Genomic DNA, 12250 nt, shown 5'->3' on the forward strand with positions numbered 1-12250 from the left:
GCTCAGACGGTGGGTCGGATGACCCCGACATCGCGGCCGCCGCCGGTCACCGTCAGCGGCAGATCGCCCAGGGTGCGGGCGACGTCGGCCGCCTGCAACGCCCCCGCCCGCACGAGCAGGGTGAGGGCGGTGACGACACCCGCCCGGTTGCTCCCGTCGAGGATCTTGAGGACGACCGTGGTGCCGTCGGGGGCGACCATCGCCATGACCCCTTCGGCACCGTGCTTGGCGAACACGCCGAGCCGCTCGGTCACGATCGAGTCCGGCAGCCCCGGGCCCTGGATCACCCACGGGTGCTCGCGGACGGCGCGCACCAGCATGCCGGCGCTCCGGTGCAGGGCGAAGGGCGAGCGCTCCGAAGACGCCCCGATGCGATGGATCGCGCGCGCCAGTGCGGCGAGCGTCATCGCGTGCACCGGGGCGCCGCATCCGTCCACCGCCGTCGCCGTGATCTTCGTGCCGGTGAGGCGCTCGACCACCTCGCGCGTGTGGACCTGCAGCGGATGCTGCGGCTCGAGGTACGTGGCCATGTCCCACCCGTTCGCGTGGCAGGCCAACAGCATCGCCGCGTGCTTTCCCGAGCAGTTCATCCTCACGCGCTGCGGGCCGATGAGCTCTCGGGTCATCTCGTCGCGCGCTGCCGCATCCCCGGGCCAGGCCGGCGGGCACAGGAGCGCGTCCTCGCCGACGCCGGCGGCGTTCAGGATGTCCGTCACGAGCGCGACGTGACGGTCTGTCCCCGAGTGGCTGGCCGTGGCCACGGCGAGATGAGCGCCTTCGAGCGCGGCTCCTGCCGAGACGCTCGCCAACGCCTGCATCGGCTTGAGGGACGAGCGGGGGAGGATCGGCGCCTCCACCGCGCCCAGTGTCGACACGACGACGCCGTCGGGATCCAGCACGATCGCCGATCCTGCGTGACGGGATTCCACGAATCCGCTGCGTTCGACGACGGCGAGTTCGACGGCATCCGTCACAGCGAAGGTCTCAGGCACCCGTTCAGCCTACCCAGCGGGCTCGGGTCCACCGCCGTCCGAAGGTGCGAGACTGGCGGTGTGCGCGACGAACACCACTACCGAGTGAGCACCCTGTGGACCGGCGACCGCGGCACCGGCACGAGCGGGTACCGCGACTACGACCGGGCCGTCACCCTCCGCGTCGAGGGGAAGCCCGACCTCTTGGGCTCGAGCGACAGGCCCTTCCGCGGGGATCCGACGCGCTGGAACCCCGAGGACCTCCTGCTCGCGGCGCTGTCCGAGTGCCACCTGCTCTCGTACCTGCACGCGTGCGTGACGGCCGGCGTCGTGGTCACGTCCTACGAGGACGACGCGGCCGGGACGATGGTGCTCGACGGGAAGGGCGGGGGAGCGTTCCGCGAAGTGACCCTGCACCCGCGGGTCACGGTCGCCGACCCTGCGATGATCCCCGCGGCGGAGGCGGCGCACCGACAGGCACGCGAATGGTGCTTCATCGCGAATTCCGTGAACTTCCCCGTGCATCACGAGGCGACGGTGACTGCTGCCGCACCTCACGAGTCCTGACCCGGCTGCGCCGACCGGTCCCGCTCAGCGTCGCTCGTGCGGGAGCACCTGTTTGAGCCGCTCGACCGGGTTCTGCGCGGGGACCTCGTTGTACGCTCCGGCCAGCTCCTGACCGGAGAGCGCGTGGATCGCGGTCATGATGTCGTCCGTCGCCTGACGGCGGGCGCGACCGGAGGATGCCGCGCCGTGGTGGGAGAGGTCGATGGGTTCGCCGTACCGGATGGTGACCCGGGGGGACAAGCGCGGCCACTTGGCGCCGACGGGCATCGCCGCGTTCGTGCCGACGATGCCGACGGGCACGACGGGGGCGCCCGTCTCGAGAGCGAGGAAGGCGACGCCGGTGCGGCCCTTGTACAGACGCCCGTCCAACGACCGCGTCCCCTCGGGGTAAAGCGCGATGGCCTTCCCGGACTGGAGGATGCGGCGCTGCTGATCGAGCGCATCGAGGGCGGCCTGGCCGGCACCGCGCTGAACGGGCGTCGCGCCGAGGGCGCGGAAGAACCGGTTGCTGAACCAGCCCTTCAGGCCGGTGCCGTCGAAGTAGCTCGACTTGGCGAGGAAGTACACGGGGCGCGGCGCGAACAACGGGAGCACGAAAGAGTCGATGAAGCTCAGGTGATTGCTGGCCAGGATGATGGGACCCGTGCGCGGGATGTTCCCGACACCCTCGATCCGCGGCCGGTAGATGAGTCGAGCCAGGGGACCGAAACCCCAGCGGACCAGGTAGTAGAGGGCCCCGGCGCGCGCGAGTTCATCGACAGATGACTCGGCAGAGGGCTCGGGGGGAGTCTGCGCTTCGGTCACCAGAAGAGGGTACTGCCAAACCCATACGCGTCAGGACATGACGGAGCAGCAGGTCGCGGCCGGATTCGGCGCCCGACTCACACCCCGGACAAAAGATCATGGGGGAGTATGGACGGACACCCCGTATCTCTGTGAGGTTCTTTCGTGCGTCTTCGTCCCATCGCCGCCCTTTCCGCCGCTGCCGTGGCCGTCCTGCTGCTGGCCGGGTGCGCATCCGGCCAGGGCACCGCGCAGCCCACCGGAACGGCGGCTGCCGATCTCTGCGCCGCGCAAGCCAAGCCGGGCGAGGCTTCCGATTCCGTCAAGGTCGACGGCGAGGTCGGCAAGCCGTCCAAGGCGACGTTCGAGAAGCCGCTCGAGCCCAAGGCGCTGCAGGTGAGCGTCCTGGACGAGGGCACGGGCGACGCCGTCAAGCCGGGCGACTTCGTCTCGTATGCGATGACGGCCTACAACGCCAAGACGGGCGAAGAGCTCGCGACGGTCGGCTACAAGCCGGGCGAGTTCCTGCCTTCGCAGCTGTCGGCCGCAACTGTCCTCGGACAGGTCTTCGGGTGCGGCAAGATCGGCGAGCGCGTCGTCGCCGCCTTCCCCGCGAGCGACACCGCCCAGTCCGAGGTCTACGTCCTCGACCTGCTCGGCACCGTGCCGACCGCAGCGTGGGGCGAGCCCCAGGCCGAACCCGCGGGACTCCCGAAGGTGAAGCTCGCCGACAACGGCGCCCCGACCATCACGATCCCCGAAGGCCAGGACCCGCCCACTGCGACGGAGGTCGCGACCCTGAAGAAGGGCGACGGCTACAAGGTCCAGCAGGGCGACTACACGCTCATCCAGTACACGGGCGTGCGCTGGTCGGACGGCAAGACGTTCGACTCCACCTGGGAGAAGAACACTCCGGCGACCCTCACCACGACCCAGGTCGTCAAGGGCTTCCAGAAGGCGCTCGAGGGTCAGACCGTCGGATCGCAGGTGCTCGTCGTCATCCCGCCCGCCGAGGGATACGGCGAGGGCAAGATCAACGAGGCCGACCTGAAGGGCGAGACGCTGGTCTTCGTCGTCGACATCCTCGGAGCGCAGTCGGCGACCGCCGGCGCCGCAACCGAATGACCCCGCGGCGGGCGCTTCGGCGCCCGCCGGTAGGGTGAAGGCCATGCGACGCATCCTGATCCTGGGCTCGACCGGTTCGATCGGGACGCAGGCGCTCGACGTCATCCGCGCGAACCGCGACCGGTTCGAAGTCGTCGGCCTCGCCGCGGGTCGTGACCGCGACGGGATGCAGGCGCAGGCCGACGAGTTCGGGGTCACCGAGACCGCGCTCGGCGCGGTCGACGCCGAACGCCTGGTACGCAGCGTCGAGGCCGACGTGGTCATCAACGGCATCACGGGTTCCGTCGGTCTCGGTCCGACCCTCGCGGCCCTCGAATCCGGAGCGGTCCTCGCCCTCGCCAACAAGGAGTCGCTCATCGTGGGCGGGCCGCTCGTGACGAAGCTCGCGGCACCGGGCCAGATCGTCCCCGTCGACTCCGAGCACTCCGCCATCGCGCAGTGCCTGCGGGCGGGGGATGCGGCCGAGGTGCGACGTCTCGTCCTCACCGCGTCGGGCGGCCCCTTCCGTGGTCGCTCCCGCGACCGGTTGCAGGACGTCACACCGCGCGAAGCGCTCGCTCACCCGACGTGGGACATGGGCCGCGTCGTCACGACGAACTCCGCGACCCTCGTCAACAAGGGACTCGAGGTCATCGAGGCGCACCTGCTCTTCGGCATCCCGTACGACCGGATCGACGTCACGGTCCACCCGCAGTCCATCGTCCACTCGATGGTCGAGTTCGTCGACGGGTCGACGATCGTCCAGGCGTCCCCGCCCGACATGCGTCTGCCGATCTCGCTGTCGCTCGACTGGCCGCACCGGGTCGCCGGGGTCGGGGAGCCGCTGGACTGGAAGACCGCGTCGACCTGGACGTTCGAGCCGCTCGACGAGGATGCCTTCCCGAGCGTCGCGCTCGCTAAGCAGGTCGGTGTGGCCGGCGACACGTATCCGGCCGTGTTCAACGCCGCGAACGAGCAGGCCGTCGACGCCTTCCACGAGGGCGCCCTGCCGTTCCTCGGGATCGTGGAGACCGTCGCGCGGGTCGTCGACGCGCACGAGCGCCCGAGCGAACTGACTCGGGAGTCGCTCGCCGCCGCCGAGCGGTGGGCCCGCGACACGGCGGACCGGCTCATCGCCGCGCGCTGAGCCGCGTCAGTCGGGGACGGGCCAGCCGCCGCGACGCAGCGCGTCCTGCGCGGCTCCGACCGCGTCGAACGGGGTGCGGATGCCGGCGATCTCGCGATAGTGCTGGTGGCCGGGTCCTGCCCAGAGGATCGCGTCCCCGTCTCCCGCGAGCGAGACGGCGGCGGCGATCGCGTCCTCGGGCGGGGTGACCTCGTGGATGACAGCATCGGGCCGCGACGCGCGGGCACCGTCGATCAGTGCGCGACGGATCGTCGCCGGATCCTCGGAGCGGGGATGCTGGTCGGTGACGACGAGGATGTCGCTCCCGAGCGCCGCGGCCGCGCCCATGTCGGCGCGCTTGGTCGTGTCGCGATCGCCGTTCGCGCCGCACACCATGATCACGCGCCCGGGTGTGACGCGTCGCACGGCGTCGAGGGTCTTGGCGAACGCGTCGGGGGAGTGGCCGAAGTCGAGGTACAGCGCCGGCCCCCGGCCGCCCGACAGGCGTTGGATGCGGCCGGGCAGGTGCGCGTCGATGCGCTCCCCGTCGATGAGGTCGACGAGCGCGGACCACTGCCACCCCGCTTCGAGCAGCATCACGATCGCGAGTCCCGCGTTCGAGGCCATGTGCGGGCCGATGACGGGGACGGTCGTCGTGAGCCGGCCGGCAGGTCCCGCGAGCGTGAACGTCGTGCCCGTGGGGGTCTCCGACACGATCTCAACCGTCCAGTCGGCGGAGACCGACGGATCGTCCGCGATCGCCGGCGTGACGACCGTCGTCACCGGGATGTCCGCGGTCGCCGCGATCTCGACGCCCGACGGCTGATCGACGCAGATCACGGCCCGCCGCGCGCGTGCGGACGTGAAGAGGGCGGCCTTGGCGGCGAGGTACTCGGCCATGTCGCGGTAGTCGTCGAGGTGATCGTGCGACAGGTTGGTGAATCCGGCCACATCGAAGTGCAGCCCGTCCACTCGGTGACGGGTGAGGGCCTGGGCGCTCACCTCGACGAGGATCGCGTCGACGTTCCGCTCGCGCATGAGCCCGATGAGGGCATGCATCTCGGATGCCTCGGGGGTCGTCAGCCGCGACGGGATCACCTCGCCGGCGATGTGCCGCTCGGCCGTCGAGGACAGCCCCGTCACGACGCCGAGCCCCTGCAGCATCCCCTCCATGAGGTGGGTGACGCTGGTCTTGCCGTTGGTGCCGGTGACGGCCAGGAGCGGGGGGAGAGCGGCATCCGCTCCCGTCCCGTAGACGAGGGCGGACAGGTCGCCGAGGACCGCCCGCGGGTCGTCGACCACCAGGACGGGGACGTCCGCGCCGGCGAGCAGGGCGGCACCGTCGGCATCCGTCACGACGGCGACGGCGCCCTTCGCGATCGCGTCGGGCGCGAACTCGGCGCCGTGGCGGTGGACGCCGCGGACGGCGACGAACAGCTCGCCGGCGCGGAGGTCGGCCGTGGCGAGGGTCACTCCGCGGGCGAAGACACCGTCGAGGTCGTCCCGTGCCGCGATGCCCAGGTGGGCTGCGACGTCGACGAGGGGCACGGTCGGGGGATCCGACGGCCGGAGGACGGGTGGCAAAGCGGAGGGGTTCTGCATGGTCCCTCCATCATCGCACCCGGCCTCCGACCGGCTCGGGTCCGGACGCGCGTCAGGCCCGGCGGCGGTTGAGGATCGCCACGACGAGTGCGGCGGCGCCCAGGATGAGCGCACCACCGCCGAGCCACGTCGCGATCGGTTCGGTGGAGGTCTCGGCCGCCGCGGGAGCCGCGGCCGCGTGCTCGTCGTGGTCGCCGTCGTCGTCGTGGTCCGACGCGGTCGCCGCCGACGCGGGCGCGACCGCCACGACCGGGGCGGGCGACTCGAGCGTCTCGGGGTCCTCGCCGTCCTTCGCGATCTGGTTCCAGTCGGTCTGCCCGGTCACGCACTTCTGCGTCACGGGGAAGGCGATGTCGGTGTCGCCGACCTTCGACGAGAAGAGCGCGTCGAAGGATGCCGAAGCCGCGAAGCCATCTTCGATCGGGGTGACCGCGGTGTAGGTCAGCTGGGTGGGCACGTTGTTCTGCCCGAGCACGCGGCTGACCTTCCACACGCCGTCGACGACGGGCGTGACGTTGTCGACGCCCTCGGGGATGTCGAAGACGAGCGCGGAGGTCGCCGCGCCGTCGCAGCCGTGGCTGAACGAGAACTCCAGCCGCGACGTCGCGCCGGCGGCGGCATCGTCGGAGTGGACGTGGACGTGAGCGGATGCCGCCAGCGGAGCGGCGAGCACGAGGGCGCCGCCGAGGGCGAGGCCGGTGAGGGTGAGCGCCGAACGGCGCGCGGGACGAAGGGTCATGAGCGAGGTCTCCCTGAAAGGTGCGGACTGGTGTCCGCGGGTGGATGGTGAGCGTCGTGCCGCTGCGGGAGCGGCCGGCTCAGCGGGGAGGGCCGCGGCGGGAGAGATCGGCGAGGAGCAGTCGCGGGCGCAAACGCTCCGGACGGGCGGCGGCCACGGCCGGTGCGACCGGGGCGAGCGGGAGAAGGGGCAGGACGGCGGGTCGCAGGAGGGAGCGGATGCCGCGGGCCACGGCGCGCAGCATCCGCTCGCCGTGACAAACCGCGACGGCCGTGAGGATCGCCGCCGCGACGTGACCGGCGAGCATCGACCCGTCCGGGGTCATGGCGGAACCGGCGACCGGTCCGAGGGCGAGGAGATCGTGGTGGTGGCTTGCGAGCGCGCCCGCGCTGGGGGCGGTGTCGCCGACGAGCGCGAACGCGCCGTGGAGGAGCGCCTGCGCGGCGGCGACAGCGAGACCGGTGCGGAGGGCGGACGGGCGCGAGCCGACGATCACGAGGGCGACGGGCCAGGCGAGCAACGTGACGGTGAGCACGAGCCACGCGGCCGGTGGGGTCCCCCCGCCGAGGGTGTGGGCGGTGGCCGCCGAGAGTGTCGCGACCGCCGAAGCCCCGCCTGCGCGGACGACCCGCACGCGGCGCGAGTCGAGGAGGCGGGGGATCACCCTCCCAGCCTAGATCGGCCGGGTGTCGACGGCGGCGAGGAAGGTCATCGCCGGTTCATAGCGTGCACGGGTAGCGTGTGGGCTCGTGACCGTTCTCGCATTCATCATCGGCGTCGTCGTGCTGGTGGTCGGGCTCGCCGTATCCATCGCCCTGCACGAGGTCGGCCACCTCGCCCCCGCCAAGGCGTTCGGCGTCCGCGTCGGCCAGTACATGATCGGCTTCGGTCCGACCGTCTTCTCGCGCCGGGTCGGCGAGACCGAGTACGGCTTCAAGCTCCTGCCGCTCGGCGGCTACATCTCGATGGCGGGCATGTACCCGCCCTCGGAGGCCGCCGAGAAGGCTGCGGCGGAGGGGCGTCCGCCGCGCCGTCGTCGGCTGTTCGAGACGATGATCCAGGACGCCCGCAGCGTCAACGACGAGACGCTGCAGGGCGACGGCGCCGAGCGCGCCTTCTACCGCCTGCCGGTCTACAAGCGGGTCATCATCATGCTCGGCGGCCCGGCGATGAACCTCATCCTGGCGATCATCCTGTTCGCCATCATGTTCTCCGGTATCGGGGTGCAGACCGCCACGACCACGATCGCCTCCGTCAACGAGTGCGTCCTTCCTGCCGGCACGTCCCAGACGTCGTGCACCGCGGGCGACCCCGCCTCGCCGGCGGCCGCTGCCGGCATCCGCCCGGGGGACGTCATCGTGTCGGTCGACGGGACTGCCGTCGACACCTTCGCCGAGGCATCCGCCATCATCCAGAAGACGCCGGATGCCACCATTCCGATCGTCGTGGAACGGGGCGGCGCGCGGGAGACGCTGCAGGTCACGCCCGTCCTCGCGACGCGCGAGGTCGCGGCAGCCGACGGGACCACGAAGACCGCCGAGGTCGGATTCGTCGGGATGTCGGCCACGGTCGGCTTCGTGCCGCAGCCGATCTGGGAGGGCCCGCAGGCCGCCCTCGAGCAGACCGGACGTGTCGTCGGGATCATCTGGCAGCTGCCGGCGCGGGTCTACCAGACCGCGGTCGACACGTTCACGGGCGCGGGCCGTGACCCGAACGGCCCGCTGTCGGTCGTCGGTGCGGGCCGTCTCGCGGGAGAGGTCGCGGCCACCGAGGCACCGATCCTCAACCGTGTCTCGGGCATGCTCGCCCTGCTGGGCTCGCTGAACATCGCCCTGTTCGTCTTCAACCTGGTGCCGCTCCTGCCGCTCGACGGCGGACACATCGTGGTCGCCCTGTGGGACGGCCTCAAGCGCGTCTGGTCGCGGCTGACGGGTCGGCGTGCCCCGCGACCGGTCGACGCGACCAAGCTGGTGCCGGTCACCTACATCGTGGTGATCGCGCTGGTCCTCATGGGCGGGACGCTGATCCTGGCCGACATCGTCAACCCGGTGCAGCTCTTCGGCTGAGCCGCGCGGTCACGCCGCCGTCGTGCCGAGCGCGTGGGCGACGAGACGCTCGAGCGTGATGAGCCCGTCGCGGGACAGGATCGATTCGAGGTGCCCCTGCACCGACGCGTACGCCGGCCCGCGCAGCGCGTACACGTCGCCCGTGACGGGATCGGCGGCGATCTCGGTCGCACCCACGTGGTCGATGCCGGGGGCGACCCGCGCGGTGAAGGTGTTGTAGAAGCCGATGGATGCCGCGGCTCCGAACACGTCGACCGTCTTCTGCAGTCCCTGGTGAGGGCTGGCCAGCGGAGCCAGGTCGAGACCCAGACGGTCGGCGAGCACCTGATGGCTGAGGCACACGGCGAGGAGCGGCGCTCCGGCGTCGAGGCGCGCGGCGACGACCTCGCGGATGCGGGCGATCCGCTCGCTGTCGATGTCGCGGGGGTCTCCGGGCCCGGGCCCGGAGACGACGAGGTCCGCGGCGGCGACGGCGTCACGGGATGCCTCGGACCAGTGCGCGATCGTCACGTCGACACCGAGGTGGCGCAGCTGGTGGGCGAGCATCGTGGTGAAGCGGTCCTCGGCATCCACCACCAGGGCCCGCGTCCCCGCGAACGGCCCGCGTGCGGGCTCGCCCTGCGGGTTGAGCCAGAAAGCAGCCAGGCGCGCGTTGCGCGAGGCGAGGAGCTCGGCGATCACCGGATCGTCGCCGAGCGGGCGCGATGCGGCGGGGGCGTCCTCATCGGCGGGGGCCGCGACGACGTCGCGCGGGATCGCACCGATCGCACCGAGGACGCCGGCGGCCTTTCCGTGCGTCTCGCCGACCTCGCCGTGCGGGTCGGAGTGCCGCACGAGCGTCGCGCCGACAGGGACGCGCAGGCGGCCGTCGACGACGTAGGCGGTGCGGATCAGGATGGGGGCGTCGAGGTCGTGCCCTCCGTCGGCGCGCGGCGTGAAGAGTGCCGCGACACCCGAGTAGTACCCGCGCGGGCTCTGCTCGTGCCGGGCGATGACGGTGCACGCGTTCTGCATGGGGGAGCCGGTGACCGTGGGGGCGAACATCGTCTCGCGGAGGATGTCGCGCGGGTCCATCGTGCTCGTACCGCGCAGCATGTACTCGGTGTGCGTGAGACGCGACATCTCCTTGAGGTGCGGCCCCGTGATGCGGCCGCCGTCGCTGCAGACGGCCGACATCATCTTCAGTTCCTCGTCGACCACCATGAACAGCTCCTCCGTCTCCTTCGTGGAGGAGAGGAACTCGGTGAGGGTCTCGGCCGTGGCCCCGCCCGCCGGGTGGCGGAAGGTCCCCGAGATCGGGTTCATCGTGACGACGCCGTCCTGGGCGCTGACGTGGGCTTCGGGGCTCGCGCCCACGGCGAGGTGGCCGGGCGTCGAGACGAGGAAGGTCCAGTAGGCGCCGCGCTCGTGCTCCAGGAGCGCACGGAACCAGGTCAGCCCGGCCGTGAGCGGGTCGCCGACGACGCCGGCGACGTAGTCGCGGCGGATGACGAAGTTGGCGCCCTCGCCGCGACCGATCTCCTCGGCGATGACGCGGCGGACGATGTCGGCGTAGGCCTCGTCGTCGATGTCGAACCCGGCGTCCTCGAGGGGGATGCGATCCGTCGGCAGCTGCGCGAGAGCGTCGGCCAGCGGGAGCGCGTGACGCTCGCCGACGACGAGGCACCGCAACGGTGCGGCATCGTCGTGGCAGGCGAAGCCGCGCTCGACGACCTGCCGGAAGGGGACGAGGGCGAGCACCTCGCGCGCCGCACCGGTCGCATCGGTGAGGGGGATGTCGGCGAGGAGCGCGACGTCGACCACGTCGCCCGTGAGGACCTCGACGGTCTCGCCGTCGCGGGCGAGAAGGGCGAAGGGGATGCCGCGGGCGGCCAGGTCGGCGAGGAGGATCGGGGCGTTACCGGACATGGGGTTCTTCCGTTCGGGGCGGTCGCCGGTGAAACGAGAAACGACCGCCGGGCTCTCAGCTCAGGCGGTCGTCGGGATGCTCGCAGCGTCCGCCTCAGGCGGAGCGCCACCACGTGCGGTTCACGAACATGGGGTGAACCTACCACAGGCGGCTTTGGCGGCATCCTGGGGGTCCCCTTCCGTGCCGAGTGGTCCCCGGCGGCTTAGGCTGGAGACGTGCCAGCTGTCAACATCGGGATGCCCCGCGTGCCGGAGGTCCTCGCGCCTCGTCGCAAGAGCCGTCAGATCAGGGTCGGCAAGGTCCTCGTCGGTGGCGACGCGCCCGTCAGCGTCCAGTCCATGACGACGACGCCCACGACCAACATCAACGCGACCCTCCAGCAGATCGCCGAGCTCACGGCGTCCGGTTGCGAGATCGTCCGCGTCGCCGTGCCGCACCAGGCCGACGCCGACGCGCTGAAGATCATCGCGATGAAGAGCCAGATCCCCGTGATCGCCGACATCCACTTCCAGCCGCGCTACATCTACACCGCCATCGACGCCGGTTGCGGCGCCGTGCGCGTGAACCCCGGCAACATCCGCGAGTTCGACGGCAACGTCGGCCAGATCGCCGCCGCGGCCAAGGCCGCCGGCGTCTCGCTGCGCATCGGCGTCAACGCCGGGTCGCTCGACAAGCGGATCCTCGACAAGTACGGCAAGGCGACGGCGGAAGCCCTCGTCGAGAGCGCCGTGTGGGAGGCATCCCTCTTCGAGGAGCACGACTTCCACGACTTCAAGATCTCGGTCAAGCACAACGATCCGGTCGTCATGGTGAAGGCCTACCGGATGCTCGCGGAGCGGGGCGACTGGCCCCTGCACCTCGGCGTCACCGAGGCCGGCCCCGCCTTCCAGGGAACGATCAAGAGCGCGACGGCGTTCGGCATCCTGCTCGGCGAGGGCATCGGCGACACGATCCGCGTCTCGCTGTCGGCGCCGCCCGCCGAAGAGGTCAAGGTCGGCCACCAGATCCTGCAGTCGCTGAACCTCCGCGAGCGCAAGCTCGAGATCGTCTCGTGCCCGTCCTGCGGACGCGCCCAGGTCGACGTCTACACGCTCGCCGACAACGTCACCGAGGGTCTCAAGGACATGACGGTGCCATTGCGCGTGGCGGTCATGGGCTGCGTCGTCAACGGTCCCGGTGAGGCGCGCGACGCCGACCTCGGCGTTGCCTCGGGCAACGGCAAGGGCCAGATCTTCGTCAAGGGCGAAGTCGTCAAGACCGTCCCCGAGGAGGACATCGTCGCGACCCTCATCGCCGAGGCCAACCGTCTCGCCGACGAGATGGGTCCGGACGCGCCGCTCGGGACCGCGCAGGTCGTCACCTCCTGACACGACACGGATGCCG

11 protein-coding genes are annotated in these 12250 nt (G+C 71.4%); 5 read left to right on the plus strand and 6 right to left on the minus strand.

The genetic code is table 11. The features are described from left to right. Window positions 1-2 precede the first annotated feature (2 nt). Window positions 3-992 (minus strand): asparaginase, encoded by a 990-nt coding sequence (locus Q9S78_RS08335; RefSeq protein ID WP_020096832.1) that lies wholly within the window; start codon window positions 990-992, stop codon window positions 3-5. A 60-nt stretch (window positions 993-1052) separates the two neighbouring features. Here Q9S78_RS08335 and Q9S78_RS08340 point away from each other — a divergent pair, with 60 nt between their 5' ends. Beyond that, window positions 1053-1538 carry an OsmC family protein gene (locus Q9S78_RS08340; protein ID WP_311857474.1) on the plus strand — a complete coding sequence of 162 codons (486 nt, stop codon included), beginning with the start codon at window positions 1053-1055 and terminating at the stop codon, window positions 1536-1538. Window positions 1539-1562: 24 nt separating this feature from the next. Here the strand turns inward: Q9S78_RS08340 and Q9S78_RS08345 are convergent, their stop codons facing one another. Next, the gene (locus tag Q9S78_RS08345) at window positions 1563-2342 is read right to left on the minus strand and encodes a lysophospholipid acyltransferase family protein (protein WP_018188616.1); all 780 of its coding nucleotides are present in this window, start codon (window positions 2340-2342) and stop codon (window positions 1563-1565) included. A 144-nt stretch (window positions 2343-2486) separates the two neighbouring features. Here Q9S78_RS08345 and Q9S78_RS08350 point away from each other — a divergent pair, with 144 nt between their 5' ends. Both Q9S78_RS08350 and dxr read left to right on the plus strand, forming a co-directional pair. Beyond that, a complete protein-coding gene (locus Q9S78_RS08350; RefSeq protein WP_311869976.1) occupies window positions 2487-3446 on the plus strand; it encodes an FKBP-type peptidyl-prolyl cis-trans isomerase in 960 nt (319 codons plus the stop codon). Between the two features lie 43 nt (window positions 3447-3489). Then, complete coding sequence (gene dxr, locus Q9S78_RS08355) at window positions 3490-4572, plus strand: 1-deoxy-D-xylulose-5-phosphate reductoisomerase (protein WP_311857472.1); 1083 nt, start codon at window positions 3490-3492, stop codon at window positions 4570-4572. Between the two features lie 6 nt (window positions 4573-4578). On the opposite strand, the gene Q9S78_RS08360 is transcribed toward dxr, so the two are convergent. The 3 genes from Q9S78_RS08360 to Q9S78_RS08370 all read right to left on the minus strand — a co-directional run bounded on the left by Q9S78_RS08360 (window position 4579) and on the right by Q9S78_RS08370 (window position 7556). After that, window positions 4579-6153: a Mur ligase family protein gene (locus Q9S78_RS08360; protein WP_311869977.1), complete on the minus strand. Its 1575-nt coding sequence runs from the start codon at window positions 6151-6153 to the stop codon at window positions 4579-4581. Between the two features lie 52 nt (window positions 6154-6205). Further along, the gene (locus Q9S78_RS08365) at window positions 6206-6892 is read right to left on the minus strand and encodes a DUF1775 domain-containing protein (RefSeq protein WP_311857469.1); all 687 of its coding nucleotides are present in this window, start codon (window positions 6890-6892) and stop codon (window positions 6206-6208) included. 79 nt (window positions 6893-6971) lie between these two features. Beyond that, a complete protein-coding gene (locus Q9S78_RS08370; protein ID WP_311869978.1) occupies window positions 6972-7556 on the minus strand; it encodes a hypothetical protein in 585 nt (194 codons plus the stop codon). 85 nt (window positions 7557-7641) lie between these two features. Here Q9S78_RS08370 and Q9S78_RS08375 point away from each other — a divergent pair, with 85 nt between their 5' ends. Next, window positions 7642-8958: a M50 family metallopeptidase gene (locus Q9S78_RS08375; RefSeq protein WP_018188610.1), complete on the plus strand. Its 1317-nt coding sequence runs from the start codon at window positions 7642-7644 to the stop codon at window positions 8956-8958. A 9-nt stretch (window positions 8959-8967) separates the two neighbouring features. On the opposite strand, the gene Q9S78_RS08380 is transcribed toward Q9S78_RS08375, so the two are convergent. Then, on the minus strand, window positions 8968-10866 hold the full coding sequence (locus Q9S78_RS08380; RefSeq protein WP_311869979.1) for a chorismate-binding protein: 1899 nt from the start codon (window positions 10864-10866) through the stop codon (window positions 8968-8970). A gap of 237 nt (window positions 10867-11103) precedes the next feature. On the opposite strand from Q9S78_RS08380, the gene ispG reads away from it, so the two are divergent. Then, window positions 11104-12234 (plus strand): flavodoxin-dependent (E)-4-hydroxy-3-methylbut-2-enyl-diphosphate synthase, encoded by a 1131-nt coding sequence (ispG, locus tag Q9S78_RS08385; RefSeq protein ID WP_018188608.1) that lies wholly within the window; start codon window positions 11104-11106, stop codon window positions 12232-12234. Window positions 12235-12250: the final 16 nt, after the last annotated feature.

The sequence above is a fragment of the Microbacterium aquilitoris genome (assembly GCF_031932285.1).
In the GTDB taxonomy this organism is placed as follows: Bacteria; Actinomycetota; Actinomycetes; order Actinomycetales; family Microbacteriaceae; genus Microbacterium; species Microbacterium aquilitoris.

Coding starts and splice junctions, on each gene's coding strand:
- ispG (WP_018188608.1), top strand. CDS start 11,104: ATGCCCCGCGTGCCGGAGGTCCTCGCGCCTCGTCGCAAGAGCCGTCAG.
- Q9S78_RS08380 (WP_311869979.1), bottom strand. CDS start 10,866: ATGTCCGGTAACGCCCCGATCCTCCTCGCCGACCTGGCCGCCCGCGGC.
- dxr (WP_311857472.1), top strand. CDS start 3,490: ATGCGACGCATCCTGATCCTGGGCTCGACCGGTTCGATCGGGACGCAG.
- Q9S78_RS08365 (WP_311857469.1), bottom strand. CDS start 6,892: ATGACCCTTCGTCCCGCGCGCCGTTCGGCGCTCACCCTCACCGGCCTC.
- Q9S78_RS08360 (WP_311869977.1), bottom strand. CDS start 6,153: ATGCAGAACCCCTCCGCTTTGCCACCCGTCCTCCGGCCGTCGGATCCC.